Origin of the sequence: Pseudomonas sp. Leaf59 (assembly GCF_920984685.1) — a bacterium.
Classification (GTDB): Bacteria; Pseudomonadota; Gammaproteobacteria; order Pseudomonadales; family Pseudomonadaceae; genus Aquipseudomonas.
In genome coordinates this window covers 91,373-107,546 of the sequence record NZ_CAKLBR010000020.1, presented here as the reverse complement: position 1 = coordinate 107,546, position 16,174 = coordinate 91,373, and the positions used below count along the sequence as shown (strand labels likewise).

At 60.4% G+C, this 16,174-nt stretch carries 18 protein-coding genes; all 18 read right to left on the bottom strand.

What is annotated here, in order from left to right:
* Positions 1-176 precede the first annotated feature (176 nt).
* The 18 genes from der to cysE all read right to left on the bottom strand — a co-directional run bounded on the left by der (position 177) and on the right by cysE (position 16,173).
* Positions 177-1,646: a ribosome biogenesis GTPase Der gene (gene der, locus LUB09_RS19610; protein WP_231423471.1), complete on the bottom strand. Its 1,470-nt coding sequence runs from the start codon at positions 1,644-1,646 to the stop codon at positions 177-179.
* Between the two features lie 134 nt (positions 1,647-1,780).
* Positions 1,781-2,932 (bottom strand): outer membrane protein assembly factor BamB, encoded by a 1,152-nt coding sequence (gene bamB / locus LUB09_RS19605; protein WP_209984548.1) that lies wholly within the window; start codon positions 2,930-2,932, stop codon positions 1,781-1,783.
* Entirely contained in the window at positions 2,925-3,542 is a 618-nt protein-coding gene (locus tag LUB09_RS19600) for a tetratricopeptide repeat protein (RefSeq protein WP_322214605.1), read from the bottom strand. Before LUB09_RS19600 ends, bamB begins: the two co-directional genes overlap by 8 nt.
* 66 nt (positions 3,543-3,608) lie before the next feature.
* On the bottom strand, positions 3,609-4,898 hold the full coding sequence (hisS, locus tag LUB09_RS19595) for a histidine--tRNA ligase (RefSeq protein ID WP_209984552.1): 1,290 nt from the start codon (positions 4,896-4,898) through the stop codon (positions 3,609-3,611).
* 23 nt (positions 4,899-4,921) lie between these two features.
* A complete protein-coding gene (gene ispG, locus LUB09_RS19590; RefSeq protein ID WP_209984557.1) occupies positions 4,922-6,031 on the bottom strand; it encodes a flavodoxin-dependent (E)-4-hydroxy-3-methylbut-2-enyl-diphosphate synthase in 1,110 nt (369 codons plus the stop codon).
* Between the two features lie 2 nt (positions 6,032-6,033).
* The gene (locus LUB09_RS19585) at positions 6,034-7,020 is read right to left on the bottom strand and encodes a RodZ domain-containing protein (protein ID WP_209984560.1); all 987 of its coding nucleotides are present in this window, start codon (positions 7,018-7,020) and stop codon (positions 6,034-6,036) included.
* Positions 7,020-7,778 (bottom strand): type IV pilus biogenesis/stability protein PilW, encoded by a 759-nt coding sequence (gene pilW, locus LUB09_RS19580; RefSeq protein WP_209984563.1) that lies wholly within the window; start codon positions 7,776-7,778, stop codon positions 7,020-7,022. Before pilW ends, LUB09_RS19585 begins: the two co-directional genes overlap by 1 nt.
* Positions 7,779-7,790: 12 nt before the next feature.
* Positions 7,791-8,939 (bottom strand): 23S rRNA (adenine(2503)-C(2))-methyltransferase RlmN, encoded by a 1,149-nt coding sequence (gene rlmN / locus LUB09_RS19575; RefSeq protein ID WP_231423469.1) that lies wholly within the window; start codon positions 8,937-8,939, stop codon positions 7,791-7,793.
* Between the two features lie 29 nt (positions 8,940-8,968).
* Complete coding sequence (ndk, locus tag LUB09_RS19570; RefSeq protein WP_003175956.1) at positions 8,969-9,394, bottom strand: nucleoside-diphosphate kinase; 426 nt, start codon at positions 9,392-9,394, stop codon at positions 8,969-8,971.
* A 91-nt stretch (positions 9,395-9,485) separates the two neighbouring features.
* Positions 9,486-9,686 carry a Fe-S cluster assembly protein IscX gene (gene iscX, locus LUB09_RS19565; RefSeq protein WP_003238461.1) on the bottom strand — a complete coding sequence of 67 codons (201 nt, stop codon included), beginning with the start codon at positions 9,684-9,686 and terminating at the stop codon, positions 9,486-9,488.
* A gap of 14 nt (positions 9,687-9,700) precedes the next feature.
* The gene (fdx, locus tag LUB09_RS19560) at positions 9,701-10,042 is read right to left on the bottom strand and encodes an ISC system 2Fe-2S type ferredoxin (protein WP_209984570.1); all 342 of its coding nucleotides are present in this window, start codon (positions 10,040-10,042) and stop codon (positions 9,701-9,703) included.
* A 3-nt stretch (positions 10,043-10,045) separates the two neighbouring features.
* Complete coding sequence (gene hscA / locus LUB09_RS19555) at positions 10,046-11,908, bottom strand: Fe-S protein assembly chaperone HscA (protein WP_209984574.1); 1,863 nt, start codon at positions 11,906-11,908, stop codon at positions 10,046-10,048.
* 53 nt (positions 11,909-11,961) lie between these two features.
* Positions 11,962-12,483, bottom strand: coding sequence for a co-chaperone HscB (gene hscB / locus LUB09_RS19550; RefSeq protein ID WP_169896443.1), 522 nt, complete (start codon positions 12,481-12,483; stop codon positions 11,962-11,964).
* 8 nt (positions 12,484-12,491) lie between these two features.
* Positions 12,492-12,815 (bottom strand): iron-sulfur cluster assembly protein IscA, encoded by a 324-nt coding sequence (gene iscA / locus LUB09_RS19545; protein WP_003175963.1) that lies wholly within the window; start codon positions 12,813-12,815, stop codon positions 12,492-12,494.
* A gap of 28 nt (positions 12,816-12,843) precedes the next feature.
* Entirely contained in the window at positions 12,844-13,230 is a 387-nt protein-coding gene (gene iscU, locus LUB09_RS19540) for a Fe-S cluster assembly scaffold IscU (RefSeq protein ID WP_003175965.1), read from the bottom strand.
* A gap of 100 nt (positions 13,231-13,330) precedes the next feature.
* Positions 13,331-14,545: an IscS subfamily cysteine desulfurase gene (locus LUB09_RS19535; protein WP_209984576.1), complete on the bottom strand. Its 1,215-nt coding sequence runs from the start codon at positions 14,543-14,545 to the stop codon at positions 13,331-13,333.
* Between the two features lie 50 nt (positions 14,546-14,595).
* Positions 14,596-15,087 (bottom strand): Fe-S cluster assembly transcriptional regulator IscR, encoded by a 492-nt coding sequence (iscR, locus tag LUB09_RS19530; protein WP_057007282.1) that lies wholly within the window; start codon positions 15,085-15,087, stop codon positions 14,596-14,598.
* Positions 15,088-15,387: 300 nt separating this feature from the next.
* On the bottom strand, positions 15,388-16,173 hold the full coding sequence (gene cysE / locus LUB09_RS19525) for a serine O-acetyltransferase (RefSeq protein WP_209984583.1): 786 nt from the start codon (positions 16,171-16,173) through the stop codon (positions 15,388-15,390).
* Position 16,174 lies beyond the last annotated feature (1 nt).

The window sequence follows — 16,174 nt, the reverse complement described above, 5'->3', positions numbered from 1 at the left end:
CACCCTTGCCTCTGGCTAACACTTCCCCTTGCCGGGTGTGTAGAGGACTTTCACCTCCAAGTCACCAGCGTGGCCACCACAGCCAAACTGGTTGCGCTTCGCGCAACGCGCCATGCCTGGCGCACCACAAAAAAGGGCTCCAAAGGAGCCCTCTCTCGCCACCACTCAACGCTGCGTTATTTCTTGTCGCGGCGCTTTTTGTCGGCTTTTTTGTGGTGAGTCATCAAACGACGCTTCTTGTTCACCTGACGGTCCGTCAGCGTGTTCTTGTTGCCTTCGTACGGGTTCTCGCCGCCCTTGAACTCGATGCGAATCGGCGTACCGACCAGCTTCAAGACACGACGGTAGGTGTTTTCCAGGTAACGCACGTAAGACTTGGGCACCTTCTCGATCTGGTTACCGTGGATCACGATAATCGGCGGGTTGGCACCACCCAAGTGGGCGTAACGCAGTTTGATCCGGCGGTTGTTGACCATCGGCGGCGCGTGCTCGCCCACCGCATCTTCCAGGATCTGGGTGAGGCGGTTGGTGGGCCAGCGGGTGACGGCGGACTTGAACGAGTTCTGCACGGACGCGTACAGGTTGCCCACGCCGGTACCGTGCAGGGCCGAGATAAAGTGGATATCGGCGAACTCGACGAAAAACAGCCGACGCTGCAGCTCGATCTTGACGAAGTCGCGCTCGCTGGGCGTCATACCGTCCCACTTGTTGATCGCGATCACCAATGCCCGACCGGCCTCCAGGGCAAAGCCCAGCAGGTTGAGGTCGTGGTCCACCACGCCTTCGCGGGCGTCCATCACGAAGATCACCACGTTGGCGTCCTTTATGGCTTGCAGGGTTTTCACCACGGAGAACTTTTCAACTTCCTCGTGGATCTTGCCGCGCTTGCGCACACCGGCGGTGTCGATCAGCGTGTACTTTTCGTCATTACGCTCGAACGGGATGTAGATGCTGTCGCGGGTGGTGCCGGGTTGGTCGTAGACGATGACCCGGTCTTCACCGAGCATGCGGTTGACCAGGGTCGACTTGCCCACGTTAGGGCGGCCGATGATGGCAATCTTGATACCGTCTTTTTCACTCGGGCCCGGAATGCGCTTGGCTTCCTCACCTTCGGCGACGATCTCTTCTTCGCCCTCTTCTTCCCCGTCGTCATCCTTCGGGAAGTCGCGCAGAGCGATTTCCAGCATCTGGGTGATGCCGCGACCGTGGGCACCGGCGACCGGGATCGCGTCGCCCAGGCCCATCGGGCTGAATTCAGCGCGGGCGGCCTCAGGATCGATGTTGTCGATCTTGTTGGCGATCAGATAGGAACGCTTGTTGCGCTTGCGCAAGTGCTCGCCAATCATCTGGTCGGCAGCGGTGTAGCCCGCGCGGGCGTCCACCAGGAACAACACGACATCGGCTTCTTCAATGGCCAGCAGCGACTGCTCGGCCATCTTTTCGTCCATGCCATGCTCGTCACCGGAGATACCACCGGTGTCGACAATAATGTAGGAGCGCCCCTGCCACTTTGCCTCACCGTATTGGCGATCACGGGTCAGACCGGACAAGTCGCCGACGATGGCGTCGCGAGTCCTGGTCAGGCGGTTGAACAAGGTGGACTTGCCGACGTTAGGTCGGCCCACCAGGGCGATTACGGGAACCATGCGGCTCTCCACTTCGTTATTTCAGAAAATACAAAAGCCGCTGCAAGGCAGCGGCTGGTGCTCGGGGCAGCATCGTCAGATGCCGCATGCCCCGCCGAAGCGGGGCCGCCTGGGTGTTACCCCAAGCATGATTCTTACTTGATGGTCAGGGCTTCCAGCTTGCCGCTGTTGCCAAACACATAAAGCATGTTACCCACGACCAGCGGACGTGCACGCAGGCCGTCGCTGTCAATACGCTCACGACCTACGAAACGACCATCCACCTGGCTCAACAGATGCAGGTAGCCTTCAAAGTCGCCCACCGCCACGTAGCTGGAGAACACTTCCGGTGCCGACAGTTGACGGCGAGCCAGCGAATCGTTGCTCCACAGCGCGGTGGTGGATCGCTCGTCGACACTTTCAACGGTGCCGGACGCCAGGCTTACGTAGACGCTGCCAAACCCTTGGGCGACACCGGCGTAGCTGGAAGCATCACGCTGCCAGTTGACGCGACCGCTCTGCAGGTCCAGTGCGGCCACACGGCCCTGGTAAGTGGCGACGTAGAGGGTTTCACCCGACAGCAGCAAGCCGCCGTCGATGTCCACTACGCGATCCAGCTCGGAACGACCTTGCGGGATGGCCACTCGGGTTTCCCAGGCCGGCACGCCGTTCTGGGTGTTCAGGGCGACCACTTTACCGGTCGACAGGCCTGCAACGGCCAGATTGTTAGTGACAATCGGACCACTGGTGCCGCGCAGGGTCAGTACCGCCGGCGTGCTGTCATACAACCAGCGCTGCTCGCCGGTGCTGGCGTCCAGGCCGATCACCCGATCATCCTGGGTCTGCACCACGACGATATCGCCGTTGGTGGCAGGCGGTGCGAGCACTTCGCTGGTCACGCGAGCGCGCCATTTCTCTTCACCGGTGCTGGAATCCAGCGCCACGACTTCGCCTTTGAGCGTGCCGAGCATGACCATGCCATAACCCACACCGACGGCGCCGGACACAGGCAACTCAAGGTCTTTTTTCCACTTCACGTCGCCGGTCATGCGATCCATGGACACGACCACGCCGGTCACGTCAGCGGCCACAATGTTTTCGCCGTCAATTGCCGGCACCAACATGTTGTAGGTGTCGCCCTGGCCGTCACCGATGGAGCGGCTCCACTGCTTCTGCAAAACCACTTCCTCCTTGAAGGTGGTCAGCTCGGCCGGAGGCAGTTCTTTTTTACTGTTGCTGCTGCAACCCGCGGCCAGAATGGCCAGAGCCAGCAATGCTGCATGTTTCCAACGGATCACGTCACGCATCCCCTTTGGCCAAGTCGTCGAGCTTGATTTGTAAGCCACCGACCGCCGCTTCATCAGACAGCGCAGCCTTGGCCTTCTTGTACGCAGCATTGGCTTCGTCAGTACGACCCAATTGGACCAGGAGGTCGCCCTTGAGCTCTTCGCGAGTGGCTACAAATGCCTTGTCCGCATCGCCGTCGAGCAGTTTGAGTGCTTCGTCGGCCTTGTTCTGTGCCGCCAGTACCTGAGCCAGGCGCTGACGGGCGATTTCACCCAGGGTCGGGTTGGTCGGTTTGTCGGCGATGGCCTTCAGTTCAACCGCAGCATCGTCCAGCTTGCCGGTATCGACCGCCACCTTGGCGACGAACAGGCTACCGTATTGAGCGTAGGTGGTGCCGCCAAATTCGCTTTTCAGCTTGCCGGCCAGGTCTGCAACCTGAGCCGGGTCAGGCTTGCCGTCCGGCGTCAGCGTGGTTTCCAGCAACTGCTGATACAGAACCGAGGCGCCCTGGGACTGGTTGGCCTGATATTTGTGCCAGGCCTGCCAGCCGAACACCACCACCAAAGCGAGCAGACCGCCAGTAACCAGAGGCTTGCCGTTACGCTGCCACCAGTCCTTGAACTCGGTCATTTGATCATCATCAATACTCGACACCCCAATACTCCTTAAATCGCTAAATTCGGCTGTTCGACAGCTTCAACCCTGCACAACGCAGGTGGCCAGGTGCGCGGCGAGCGCATCAAAGGCAATGTTCTGTTGCTCGCCCTGGCCACGCAGGGGTTTGAAACCTATCACTTGCTGGGCCAGCTCGTCATCGCCGAGGATCAGCGCATACAGCGCACCGCTCTTGTCGGCCTTCTTGAATTGGCTCTTGAAGCTGCCAGCGCCGGCATTGATCTGCAGGCGCAGGTTTGGCAGTTGGTCACGCACCTGTTCGCTCAAGGCCAGGGCTGCCAGTTCGGCGGCCTCGCCAAAGGCGCACAGGTACACGTCGACTTGCCGGGCGATTTCTTCCGGGACCTGCTCCAGGGTTTCCAGCAGCAGGATCAGGCGCTCGATGCCCATGGCGAAGCCTACGCCGGTGGTGGGCTTGCCGCCCATTTGCTCGACCAGCCCGTCGTAACGGCCGCCCGCGCACACGGTGCCCTGGGCGCCAAGCTTGTCGGTGACCCACTCGAACACCGTCTTGCTGTAGTAATCGAGGCCGCGCACCAGTTTAGGATTGATGACGTAGGGAATCCCGGCGGCATCCAGACGCGCCCTGAGGCCGTCGAAATGCACGCGGGATTCGTCGTCCAGGTAGTCGGCCATCTTCGGCGCGTCTACCAGCACGGCCTGGGTGTCGGCGTTCTTGGTATCAAGCACGCGCAACGGGTTGGTTTTCAGACGGCGCTGGCTGTCTTCGTCCAGTTTATCCAGATGGGCGGACAGGTATTCGACCAGGGCTTCGCGGTAGCGGCCCCGGGACTCACTGGTGCCCAGGCTGTTGAGTTCGAGCTTGACCGCGTCACGGATGCCCAACTGGCCCCACAGGCGCCAGGTCATCACGATCAGCTCGGCGTCGATGTCCGGGCCGTCAAGGTTGAACACCTCAAGACCAATCTGGTGGAACTGGCGATAACGGCCCTTCTGTGGACGCTCGTGACGGAACATCGGGCCGATGTACCACAACTTCTGCGGCTGACCGCCACCGGTGAGGCCGTGCTCGAGCACCGCACGCACGCAGGCGGCAGTGCCTTCCGGACGCAGGGTCAGGGAGTCGCCGTTACGGTCTGCGAAGGTGTACATCTCTTTTTCGACGATGTCGGTCACTTCACCGATGGAGCGCTTGAACAGCTCGGTGAACTCGACGATCGGCATGCGGATCTGTTTGTAGCCGTAGTTATCCAACAGGCGCGCGACCGTGCTTTCGAAGTAACGCCACAATGGCGTCTGCTCCGGCAGGATGTCGTTCATGCCACGAATGGCTTGCAGAGACTTGCTCACATCAAATCCTTAAATTCGTTCAATCAGCCGCGAGCGATCAGCGCTGCGTCAGCGGCGACCTTTTCGGCCGCTCTCTCGCGGATCAGCTTCTCCAACTGGTCCACCAGATTGTCATTCGTCAATTTCTGCGACGGCTTGCCGTCGATGTAAATCAGGTTCGGCGTACCACCGGTAAGGCCGACATGCGCCTCCTTGGCCTCGCCCGGCCCGTTGACCACGCAGCCGATCACCGCAACATCCAGCGGCACCAGCAGGTCTTCGAGGCGCAACTCCAGGTCGTTCATGGTTTTCACCACGTCGAAGTTCTGCCGCGAGCAGCTCGGGCAGGCAATGAAGTTGATGCCACGGGAACGCAAACGCAGGGATTTGAGAATGTCGTAACCGACCTTCACCTCCTCTACGGGGTCTGCCGCCAGGGAGATGCGGATAGTGTCGCCGATCCCTTCGGCGAGCAGCATACCGAGACCCACCGCAGATTTCACTGTGCCTGAGCGCAGACCGCCCGCTTCCGTGATACCCAGGTGCAGCGGTTGTACGATTTCCTTGGCCAGCAGGCGGTAGGCTTCTACCGCCATGAACACGTCGGAAGCCTTTACGCTGACCTTGAAGTCCTGGAAATTCAGGCGTTCGAGGTGTTCAACGTGGCGCAGCGCCGACTCGACCAGCGCCGCCGGGGTGGGCTCGCCGTATTTCTTTTGCAGGTCTTTTTCCAGGGAGCCGGCGTTGACGCCGATGCGGATCGGAATGCCGCGATCACGGGCAGCATCCACCACGGCGCGCACGCGGTCTTCGCGACCGATGTTGCCCGGGTTGATGCGCAGGCAGTCCACACCGAGTTCGGCCACGCGCAGCGCGATTTTGTAGTCGAAGTGAATGTCGGCAACCAGCGGCACCTTGACCAGTTGCTTGATGCGGCCGAAGGCTTCGGCGGCGTCCATGTCCGGCACGGAAACGCGCACGATGTCGACGCCGGCTGCTTCCAGACGGTTGATCTGGGCCACGGTGGCGGCCACATCATTGGTGTCGCTGTTGGTCATGCTCTGTACGGCAATGGGGGCATCGCCGCCCACGGGTACGGAGCCGACCCAGATCTTGCGCGATACGCGACGTTTGATTGGAGATTCGCCGTGCATGACTATTGTCCCAACTTGAGGCGAGCGGTCTCGCCACTGGTGAACGGCGCCACGTCCACAGGCTGGCCGTTGTAGACCACTTGCGCGCCACGGGCATAGCCCAGACGCAGCGTCAGAGGAGGCTTGCCGCCCTGGTCAAGCGTGTCGCCCTTGCGCTTGAGGCCGCTGAACAGCACTTTGCCGTTGCCATCGGTGACTTGCGTCCAGCAGTCGGCGATGAAGGTAACCTGTACGTGCCCGTCACCGGCGATCAAAGCGGGGGTCGTAGGGGCCGAAATAGCGGGAGTTGCTGGCGTAACCGGAGCCGTGGTCGCCGGTGCCTGGGCAGGAGCGGCCGGCGTGTGGGCCTGGGCGGCGGGCGCAGCCGGAGTGGTAGGCGCAGGCACAGCAGCGGTTGCAGCCGGGGAGGTTTGCGCCGCCGGCTGCTCGTTGGCTGGCGGCGTTTCAGGCGCGGTCTGGCTTTGCACGACGGCCTGGTCTTCGGGCTCATCCAGCGGATGAATCTGGGTGGTGCCGTCGGCGCTTTCGACTTCGACGTGCTCCATGGCGTTGCTGGTCATGTCCTTGGTGCGCTGGGCCGCCTGGTCCTGCCACCAGACAAAACCACCGCCGATCACCGCGATCAGCAGCAGCAGGCTGACAATCCGCAAAATCGTGTGGGAGACTCGCGTCGGCTCTTCGATACGCCCCAGACCATGGACGTTGCTGCCCTGGGAGTCGGTGCCGGTGAACTGATCGAACTGCTGGACCAGCACGGTTTGATCGATGCCGAGCAACTTGGCATAAGCACGGATATAACCCCGGGCAAAGGTGTGCCCCGGCAGCTTGTCAAACGCGCCGGCCTCGAGGTTGCCCAGGGACGTGGCCGTCAAATTGAGCTTGAGGGCCACTTCCGCCAGCGACCAACCATTGCTTTCGCGGGCCTGACGCAAGGTGTCGCCTGGGTTTACGCGATTAGCTGCTACAACTTCCGGGTGCGCCGCTTTCATCATTGCTCCGACAGGTATTGCTGATATTCCGGCGTACCGGGATAGAGTCGTTCGAGTTGCTGGCCAAAACGTGCGGCCGTGTCGCGTTCTTCATGAACCGTCGCCAGGCGCGCACCGAGCAATAGACTACGTGCATTTTGCCCGCTGAGCAGGCTAAAACGCTCGTAATAGTCACGTGCCGGCACATAATGCCTGTCTTCGTAGGACAACTCAGCCATTTCGAGCAATGCGCGAGGCTGGTGACCGTTCAGGTGCAGGGCTTTTGCCAATTGCTGGCGCGCCAAATCGCGCTGCCCGAGGTGCATCGAGGTGACCCCAAGGTTCTCGAATACCCGCGAACGTTCCGGATACAGGGTATCGGTGCTGGCTTGCTGGAAATAACGGGCGGCCTGGGCATAACGTTTCTGCTCGAACAGGAAGCTGCCGTAGTTGTTCAAAAGCCGGGGATCAGCAGGCCGCGCGGACAGCGCCTTGGTAAAATACCGGTCGGCCAGTTCAGGCTCGGCCTGAGCCTTGAACACCAATGCCAACGCTGCATTGGCGTCGGCGTCATCGCTATCCAGCTCAAGGGCCTTTTTCAACGGCACTTTGGCCTGCTCGCTCATGCCTTGCTGCAGGTAACCCAGGCCCAACTGCACATACGCCACTCGCGCCTCGTCACGGCCTTTGTCTGTTTGCAAGGGGCTGTCATGGCCCGATGAAACACAACCGGCCGCAAGACCGGTAAACAGTAACAGCAGCGCAAGGCGCAAGGGCATAGAGATCCTCTCTCAGATTCGATTCACAGCGATTTGCGGCAGTTCGTCGGCGGCATTCAATTCACGCACGGCGATGTAACGTTCGCTGCGGCGGGTGCGGTCCATCACCTGCCCTACCAATTGGCCACAGGCGGCGTCGATGTCTTCACCACGGGTGGTGCGCACGGTGACGTTGTAGCCGGCCTGGTGCAGTTGATCCTGAAAACGGCGGATGGCGTTGTTGCTCGGCCGCTCGTAGCCGGAATGTGGAAACGGGTTAAACGGAATCAGGTTGATCTTGCACGGGGTGTTCTTGAGCAACTCGATCATCTCGACGGCGTGTTCGACCTTGTCGTTGATGTCCTTGAGCATGGTGTACTCAATGGTCAGCACGCGTTTCTCGCCCAGGGTCGCCATGTAACGCTGGCAGGATTCGAGCAGCATCTTAAGCGGATACTTCTTGTTGATTGGCACCAATTGGTTACGCAATGCGTCATTGGGCGCGTGCAGCGACAACGCCAGAGAGACGTCGATGTGCTTGGCCAGCTCATCGATCATCGGTACCACGCCGGAGGTCGACAGGGTTACACGGCGCTTGGAGATGCCGTAGCCCAGGTCGTCCATCATCAGGTGCATGGCCGCAATCACGTTATCGAAGTTCAGCAGCGGCTCACCCATGCCCATCATCACCACGTTGGTGATGGCACGGTCGACAGTTGCCGGGACGCTGCCAAAGGATTTGTTGGCAATCCATACCTGGCCGATAACTTCGGCGGCGGTGAGGTTGCTGTTGAAGCCTTGCTTGCCGGTGGAGCAGAAACTGCAGTCCAGGGCACAGCCTGCCTGGGACGAAACGCACAAGGTGCCGCGCTTGCCCTGGGGGATGTAAACGGTCTCGACGCAGCTGCCGGACGCCACGCGCACCACCCATTTACGGGTGCCGTCGCTGGAGATGTCCTCGCTGACCACTTCCGGACCACGAACCTCGGCAATGGCCTTGAGCTTGTCGCGCAGGGCCTTGCTGACGTTCGTCATGGCGTCGAAATCATCGACGCCAAAGTGGTGAATCCATTTCATTACCTGACCGGCACGGAAACGCTTCTCCCCGATTGAGTCGAAGAATTTCTCCATTTCCGGCTGAGTCAGACCCAGCAGGTTGGTTTTAACAGTCGATGTCGTCATGGATTCACCCTCACTCTTTAAGCCGATGCTTAGCGAGCGGTTACTTCAGTAGCTGCGAAAAAGTACGAAATTTCGCGAGCAGCAGCGGCTTCGGAGTCCGAACCGTGTACGGCGTTGGCGTCGATGGACTCAGCGAAATCAGCACGGATGGTGCCGGCAGCCGCTTCTTTAGGGTTAGTGGCGCCCATCAGCTCACGGTTCAGAGCGATGGCGTTTTCGCCTTCCAGAACCTGAACAACAACAGGACCGGAGATCATGAAAGCAACCAGGTCGCCGAAGAAACCACGGGCGCTGTGCTCAGCGTAGAAGCCTTCAGCTTCGGCTTTGGACAGTTGCTTGAGTTTCGAAGCTACAACCTTCAGGCCGGCTTTTTCGAAACGAGTGGTGATCTCGCCGATGACGTTTTTTGCAACAGCGTCAGGCTTGATGATGGAGAAAGTACGTTGAACAGCCATGGTGTAACTCCAGAAACGGTAATTTACGAAAAATTAAACCCGCGAATTATACGCGGGTTATCAGGTATTGCCTAACTGCGTAAAAGGCGACTCAGTCTGCTTCTTCGATCCACAGGCCTTGAATCGCCTCTAAGACCTTTTCGCCACCCCGGTCCGGGATGTCGTCAAAATCCGGCAGCTCCATTACGAGATTGCGCAGCTTGACGAAGTTCACCGTGAGAGGATTGACCTCAGGATGGGCTTCGGCAAGTTGTATAGCGATTTCTTGTACATCAACCCATTTCAGGCTCATGACATTTCCTTGAATCAATGCGGCGCTTCGGCTGCATGGTTGAGGGAATATTTCGGAATTTCGACAGTGATGTCTTCAGTCCCGACCTTGGCCTGGCAGCTCAGGCGCGAATGCGCTTCCAGGCCCCAGGCACGGTCAAGAAAATCCTCTTCCAGCTCGTCCGCTTCTTCCAGGGAGTTGAACCCTTCGCGGATGATGCAGTGACAGGTGGTGCAGGCGCAGACACCGCCGCAGGCGCTTTCGATCTCGATGTGGTTGTCATGGGCAACGTCGAGGATGGACTTGCCGGTCTCAGCCTCAACAACCATACCGTCCGGGCAATGCTCGGCGTGTGGCAGAAAAATGACCTGCGGCATTAATTATTCCTCGATTTCATTCAGGTTGCGGCCCGCCAGGGCGGCTTTTACCGACTGGTCCATGCGGCGGGCGGCGAAGGCGTCGGTCACTTGCGACAGACGCTTGGTCTGCTGCTCGATGGCATAGCCATCGGTGCCTTTCATCAGTTCGGCCAGTTCCTGCATCTGCAGGTCGATGACCATGCGCTCCTCGGCGTCCAGCAGGCGCTCGCCGTCAGCCTCAAGGGCGCCCTGCACTGCTTCGAGCAGGCGCTGAGCGTCGACTTGCTGCTCACGCAACACGCGGGCGACCTTGTCGTCACCGGCGTATTGGAACGAGTCCTTGAGCATTTTGGCAATTTCGCCGTCGGTGAGGCCGTAGGATGGCTTGACCTGGATGCTGGCTTCAACGCCCGAGCCGAGTTCACGCGCAGCCACACTGAGCAAACCATCGGCGTCGACCTGGAAGGTCACGCGGATTTTCGCTGCGCCGGCGACCATCGCTGGAATGCCGCGCAACTCGAAGCGTGCCAGGGAGCGGCAGTCGCTGATCAGTTCACGCTCGCCTTGCAGCACATGAATCATCATGGCCGTCTGGCCGTCTTTGTACGTGGTGAAGTCCTGGGCGCGGGCGACGGGGATAGTGGTGTTGCGCGGAATCACCTTCTCCATCAGACCGCCCATGGTTTCCAGCCCAAGGGACAACGGAATCACGTCGAGCAGCAGCAGTTCGCCACCCTCGCGTTTGTTGCCGGCCAGAGTGTCGGCCTGAATCGCCGCGCCAATGGCGACCACCTGATCCGGATCGATTTCGGTAAGGGGCTGACGGCCAAATGCTTCGGCCACCGCATCACGCACACGCGGTACGCGAGTCGAACCGCCAACCATGACCACCGCCACCACCTCTTCCAGCTCGATGCCGGAATCGCGCACCGCGCGACGGCAGGCCTTGAGGCTACGCGCAACCATCGGCTCGATCAGCGCATCGAAGGCTTCGCGGGTCAGTTGGGCCGACCAGTTGCCGTAGGACACTTCAACAGAGGCAGCATCCGTCAGCGCTTCCTTGGCTGCACAGGCGGTTTGCAGCAGGTTACGCTGCGCGCCCGGATCCAGGTCGGCGGACAAGCCGGCGCTGGTGATAATCCAGCCCGCGATGGCGTGGTCGAAGTCATCGCCGCCCAGGGCGCTGTCGCCACCGGTGGCGAGCACTTCAAACACACCGCCGGTCAGGCGCAGAATGGAAATATCGAAGGTGCCGCCGCCCAGGTCGTAGATCGCGACCAGGCCTTCGGCGTGCTGATCGAGGCCATACGCCACGGCGGCTGCGGTCGGCTCGTTGAGCAGGCGCAGCACGTTGAGGCCGGCAAGTTTCGCCGCGTCCTTGGTGGCCTGCCGCTGAGCGTCGTCGAAATACGCCGGAACGGTAATCACCGCGCCGACCAGTTCGCCGCCCAAGGTGGTTTCCGCGCGCTGGCGCAGCACCTTGAGAATATCGGCGGACACTTCCACCGGGCTTTTAGGGCCCTGCACGGTGTCGATGAACGGCATATGGGATTCACCGCCGACAAAGCGGTACGGCAGTTGCTCACCCAGTTGCTTGACGTCGGACAGGCCACGCCCCATCAGGCGCTTGACCGACAGCACGGTATTCAATGGATCGGTGGAGGCCGCCAGCTTGGCCGACTCGCCCACTTCGGTACGGTCTGCGTGATAACGCACAGCGGACGGCAGGATCACCTTGCCATCAGCGTCGGGCAGCGGCTCGGACAGGCCGCTGCGCAGGGCAGCGACCAGGGAATTGGTGGTGCCCAGGTCAATCCCCACCGCCAGGCGACGCTGGTGCGGTTGAGGGCTTTGGCCGGGTTCGGCGATTTGCAGTAGAGCCATGGTAATCAGGTCTTATCTGTCTATCAGGCGTGCATCACGGGCAGCACACTGGGTTAATCGTCGAGGCGCTCTTCAAGCTGGCGCACTTCGTAGGTGAGCTTGTCGAGGAACTGCATGCGCCGCATCAGGCGTTCGGCCTGTTCACGTTGCGCTGCATCATCCCAACAGGCTGCGAAGCTTTCGTTGAGCTCTTCCTGGGCCGCCTTCAGCCGACGCTTGAAGACCGCGACACCCGCCACATCGGCTTCGTCCTGCAGATCTTCGAGTTCTTCGCGCCACTGCATCTGCTGCATCAGGAAGTCCGGGTCGTGCACCGTGACTTCAAGGGGCAGCTCGCCACCGTTCATCGCGAGCAGGTAGCGCGCGCGTTTCGCAGGGCTCTTGAGCGTCTGATAGGCCTCGTTGAGGCTGGCCGATTGCTCCAGCGCCTGGCGTTGCTCGCGCTCGGAAGCGTCAGCAAAGCGGTCCGGATGCACCCCACGCGCCAATTCTCGGTAGCGCGTGGCAAGCTGCTCGAGGTTCAGTCGAAAGCTCGGCTGCAGCTCGAATAAAGCGAAATGACAAGGAGTGCCCACAAGTAGCCTCAGATGTTGAAGCTTTCGCCGCAGCCACACTCACCGCGTACGTTGGGGTTGTTGAACTTGAAGCCTTCGTTCAACCCTTCCTTGACGAAATCGAGTTCGGTGCCGTCCAGGTAAGTCAGGCTCTTGGGGTCGATGATCACTTTCTCGCCGTGACTTTCGAACACCTGGTCTTCCGCAACCACCTCGTCGACAAACTCCAGCACGTAGGCAAGGCCGGAACAGCCCGTGGTGCGAACACCCAGACGAATCCCCTCACCTTTACCGCGCCCATTCAGGGAGCGGCGAATGTGCTGCGCTGCCGCTTCTGTCATGCTGATAGCCATCGTTGACTCCTTACTCGTCGCCAAATGCTTAGATCAAGCCTTTCTTCTGCTTGTAGTCGCGAACGGCCGCCTTGATGGCGTCTTCAGCGAGTACGGAGCAGTGGATTTTCACCGGCGGCAGCGCCAGTTCTTCGGCCAGCTGGGTGTTGCTGATGGTGACAGCCTCATCCAGGGTCTTGCCTTTCATCCATTCGGTCGCCAGGGAACTGGAGGCGATGGCCGAACCGCAGCCGTAAGTCTTGAACTTGGCGTCTTCGATGACGCCAGCGTCGTTGACCTTGATCTGCAGGCGCATCACATCGCCGCACGCCGGAGCGCCGACCATGCCGGTGCCCACATCAGGGTCTTCCGCGTTCATCTTGCCGACGTTGCGCGGGTTTTCGTAGTGGTCGATGACCTTTTCGCTGTAAGCCATGGTATTCAATCCTCACTCATCAGGGCCGCTCTGGAACCCTGTAGAAACGCCTGCGTTTTCCGCCACGTTCCTACAGAGTATGGGTGGCGGCTTCTATAATTTAGTGTGCCGCCCACTCGATTTTGGAGATGTCGACACCGTCTTTGAACATGTCCCACAGCGGCGACAGAACGCGCAGCTTGTTGACCGCCTCACACACTTTCTGCGCGGCGTAGTCGACCTGCTCTTCGGTGGTGAAGCGGCCGAAGGTGAAGCGAATCGAGCTGTGTGCCAGTTCGTCATTGCGGCCCAGGGCGCGCAGTACGTACGAAGGCTCAAGGGAGGCCGAGGTGCAGGCCGAACCGGACGACACCGCCAGGTCCTTGAGCGCCATGATCAGCGACTCGCCTTCGACGTAGTTGAAGCTCAGGTTCAGGTTGTGCGGTACGCGGGCGGTCATGCTGCCGTTGACGTACAGCTCTTCAAGGTTCTCGACCTGCTTGTAGAAGCGATCGCTGAGGGCCTTGATACGAATGTTTTCGGCAGCCATGTCTTCCTTGGCTACGCGGAAGGCCTCGCCCATGCCAACGATCTGGTGGGTAGCCAGGGTGCCCGAACGCATGCCGCGCTCATGACCGCCGCCATGCATGGCCGCTTCGATGCGCACGCGAGGCTTGCGGCTCACGTAGAGAGCACCGATGCCTTTAGGGCCGTAGGTTTTGTGGGCCGAGAACGACATCAGGTCGACTTTCAGCTTGGACAGGTCGATGTCGACCTTGCCGGTGGACTGGGCAGCATCGACGTGCAGCAGGATACCCCGGGAGCGGGTCAGCTCGCCGATGGCCTCGATGTCGTTGATGGTGCCGATTTCGTTGTTCACGTGAATCACGGAAACCAGAATGGTGTCTTCACGCAGTGCAGCTTCGATCATGGCCGGGGTGACGATACCGTCGGTGGTCGGCTCGAGGTAGGTGACCTCGAAACCTTCACGCTCCAGTTGGCGCATGGTGTCGAGGACAGCCTTGTGCTCAATCTTGGTGGTGATCAGGTGTTTGCCCTTGGTCGCGTAGAAATGCGCCGCGCCCTTGATCGCCAGGTTGTCGGACTCGGTGGCACCGGAGGTCCAGACGATCTCACGCGGGTCTGCGCCCACCAGGTCGGCGACCTGGCGACGAGCGTTCTCGACCGCTTCCTCGGCTTTCCAGCCGAATACGTGGGAGCGGGAGGCCGGGTTGCCGAAGTTTCCGTCAACCAGCAGGCATTCACTCATCTTTTGCGCAACACGCGGATCAACCGGGGTGGTCGCTGAGTAATCAAGGTAAATTGGCAATTTCATGGACTTTCTCCTAAATCAGGCTGGCTGGCGTGCCGTTAGCTCTTCGGCTGTCACTCGACGGCGGACGCTTCAATCTTGTCCAGACGCGGCGCCCTGGTGTTGCAACGGCGCTGGTCCTGACGCTGGGCTACTTCTTGCACCTCACGGCGAGTCACAAGATCAGCCAAGCTGATACCACTCAAAAACTCATGGATCTGCAGGCTCAAGTCACACCACAGGTGGTGCGTCAGGCAGGTGTCACCGGCGTGGCAATCACCCAGGCCCTGGCATTTGGTGGCATCGACGGATTCGTTGACCGCATCGATCACCTGGGCGACCTGGATGCCCTGCATCTCGCGGGACAACTGATAGCCACCACCTGGACCGCGAACGCTGGAGACCAGATTGCTGCGGCGCAATTTGGCGAACAGCTGCTCGAGGTAAGACAGTGAAATGCCTTGGCGCTCGGAGATATCGGCCAGGGACACCGGCCCGGTCTGCGCGTGCAAGGCCAGGTCAAGCATGGCGGTTACCGCGTATCGGCCTTTTGTAGTCAGTCTCATGGACAAGTACCAGGGTGTTTCAGAATGGGAGCAAGTATGCGATTCCCGAGTATTTAAGTCAACTATAAGACCTAGTAATTTAGTCAGGATTGCCCGAAAAAAGGGCGCGCGAATCATAGCAGGATGGGGCGGGGGCGAACAGCGGGAACGGACAACCAGCACTCTCAGCCACAATGAGGATCAAATGTGGGAGCGGGCTTGCTCGCGAAAGCGGCGTATCAGTCGCCGAAAATGCTGACTGATGGACCGCTTTCGCGAGCAAGCCCGCTCCCACAGGGGATTTGCAGTGACCGGGAATCTTCAGCCAGCCTTGGTGGTGGCGGTTTCGCTCTTGATTTCGGCGAAGTCTTCTTCGCGCAACTCGGGCAGGTCCTTGGCGCAATAGCTGCTGCCCAACTCCTTGAGCGCGCCGCACATGCCCTCCAGCTTGCCGTCTACCGCTTGCAGGTGATCGAGCAACTGGCCGATGGCGCGTGCCACGGGGTCGGGCATGTCTTCGCTGACGCCGTAGGCATCGAAGCCGATTTTCTCGGCCATGGCTTTGCGCTTGGCTTCCTGCTCGTCGCCGGCTTCCGGCTTGACGATGATGCGACCGGGGATACCCACCACCGTGGCGCCAGCCGGCACCGCCTTGGTCACCACGGCGTTGGAGCCCACTTTGGCGCCGGCACCCACCGTGAACGGACCGAGCACCTTGGCGCCCGCCCCCACCACCACGCCATTTTCCAGGGTCGGGTGGCGCTTGCCTTTGTTCCAACTGGTGCCGCCCAGGGTCACGCCCTGGTAAAGAGTCACATCGTCGCCGATTTCAGCGGTCTCGCCGATCACAATGCCCATGCCGTGATCGATGAAAAAGCGGCGCCCGACCTTGGCGCCCGGATGAATCTCGATCCCGGTCAGCCAGCGACCGAAGTTCGACACCAGCCGTGCCAGCCACTTCCAGCCCATGCCCCAAAAGAAGCCGGACAGGCGGTGGATCCAGATCGCGTGCATGCCCGGGTAGCAGGTCAGCACTTCAAAGGCATTGCGCGCCGCCGGGTCACGGTGGAAAACGCTTTGGATGTCTTCTCGCAAACGCTCGAACATT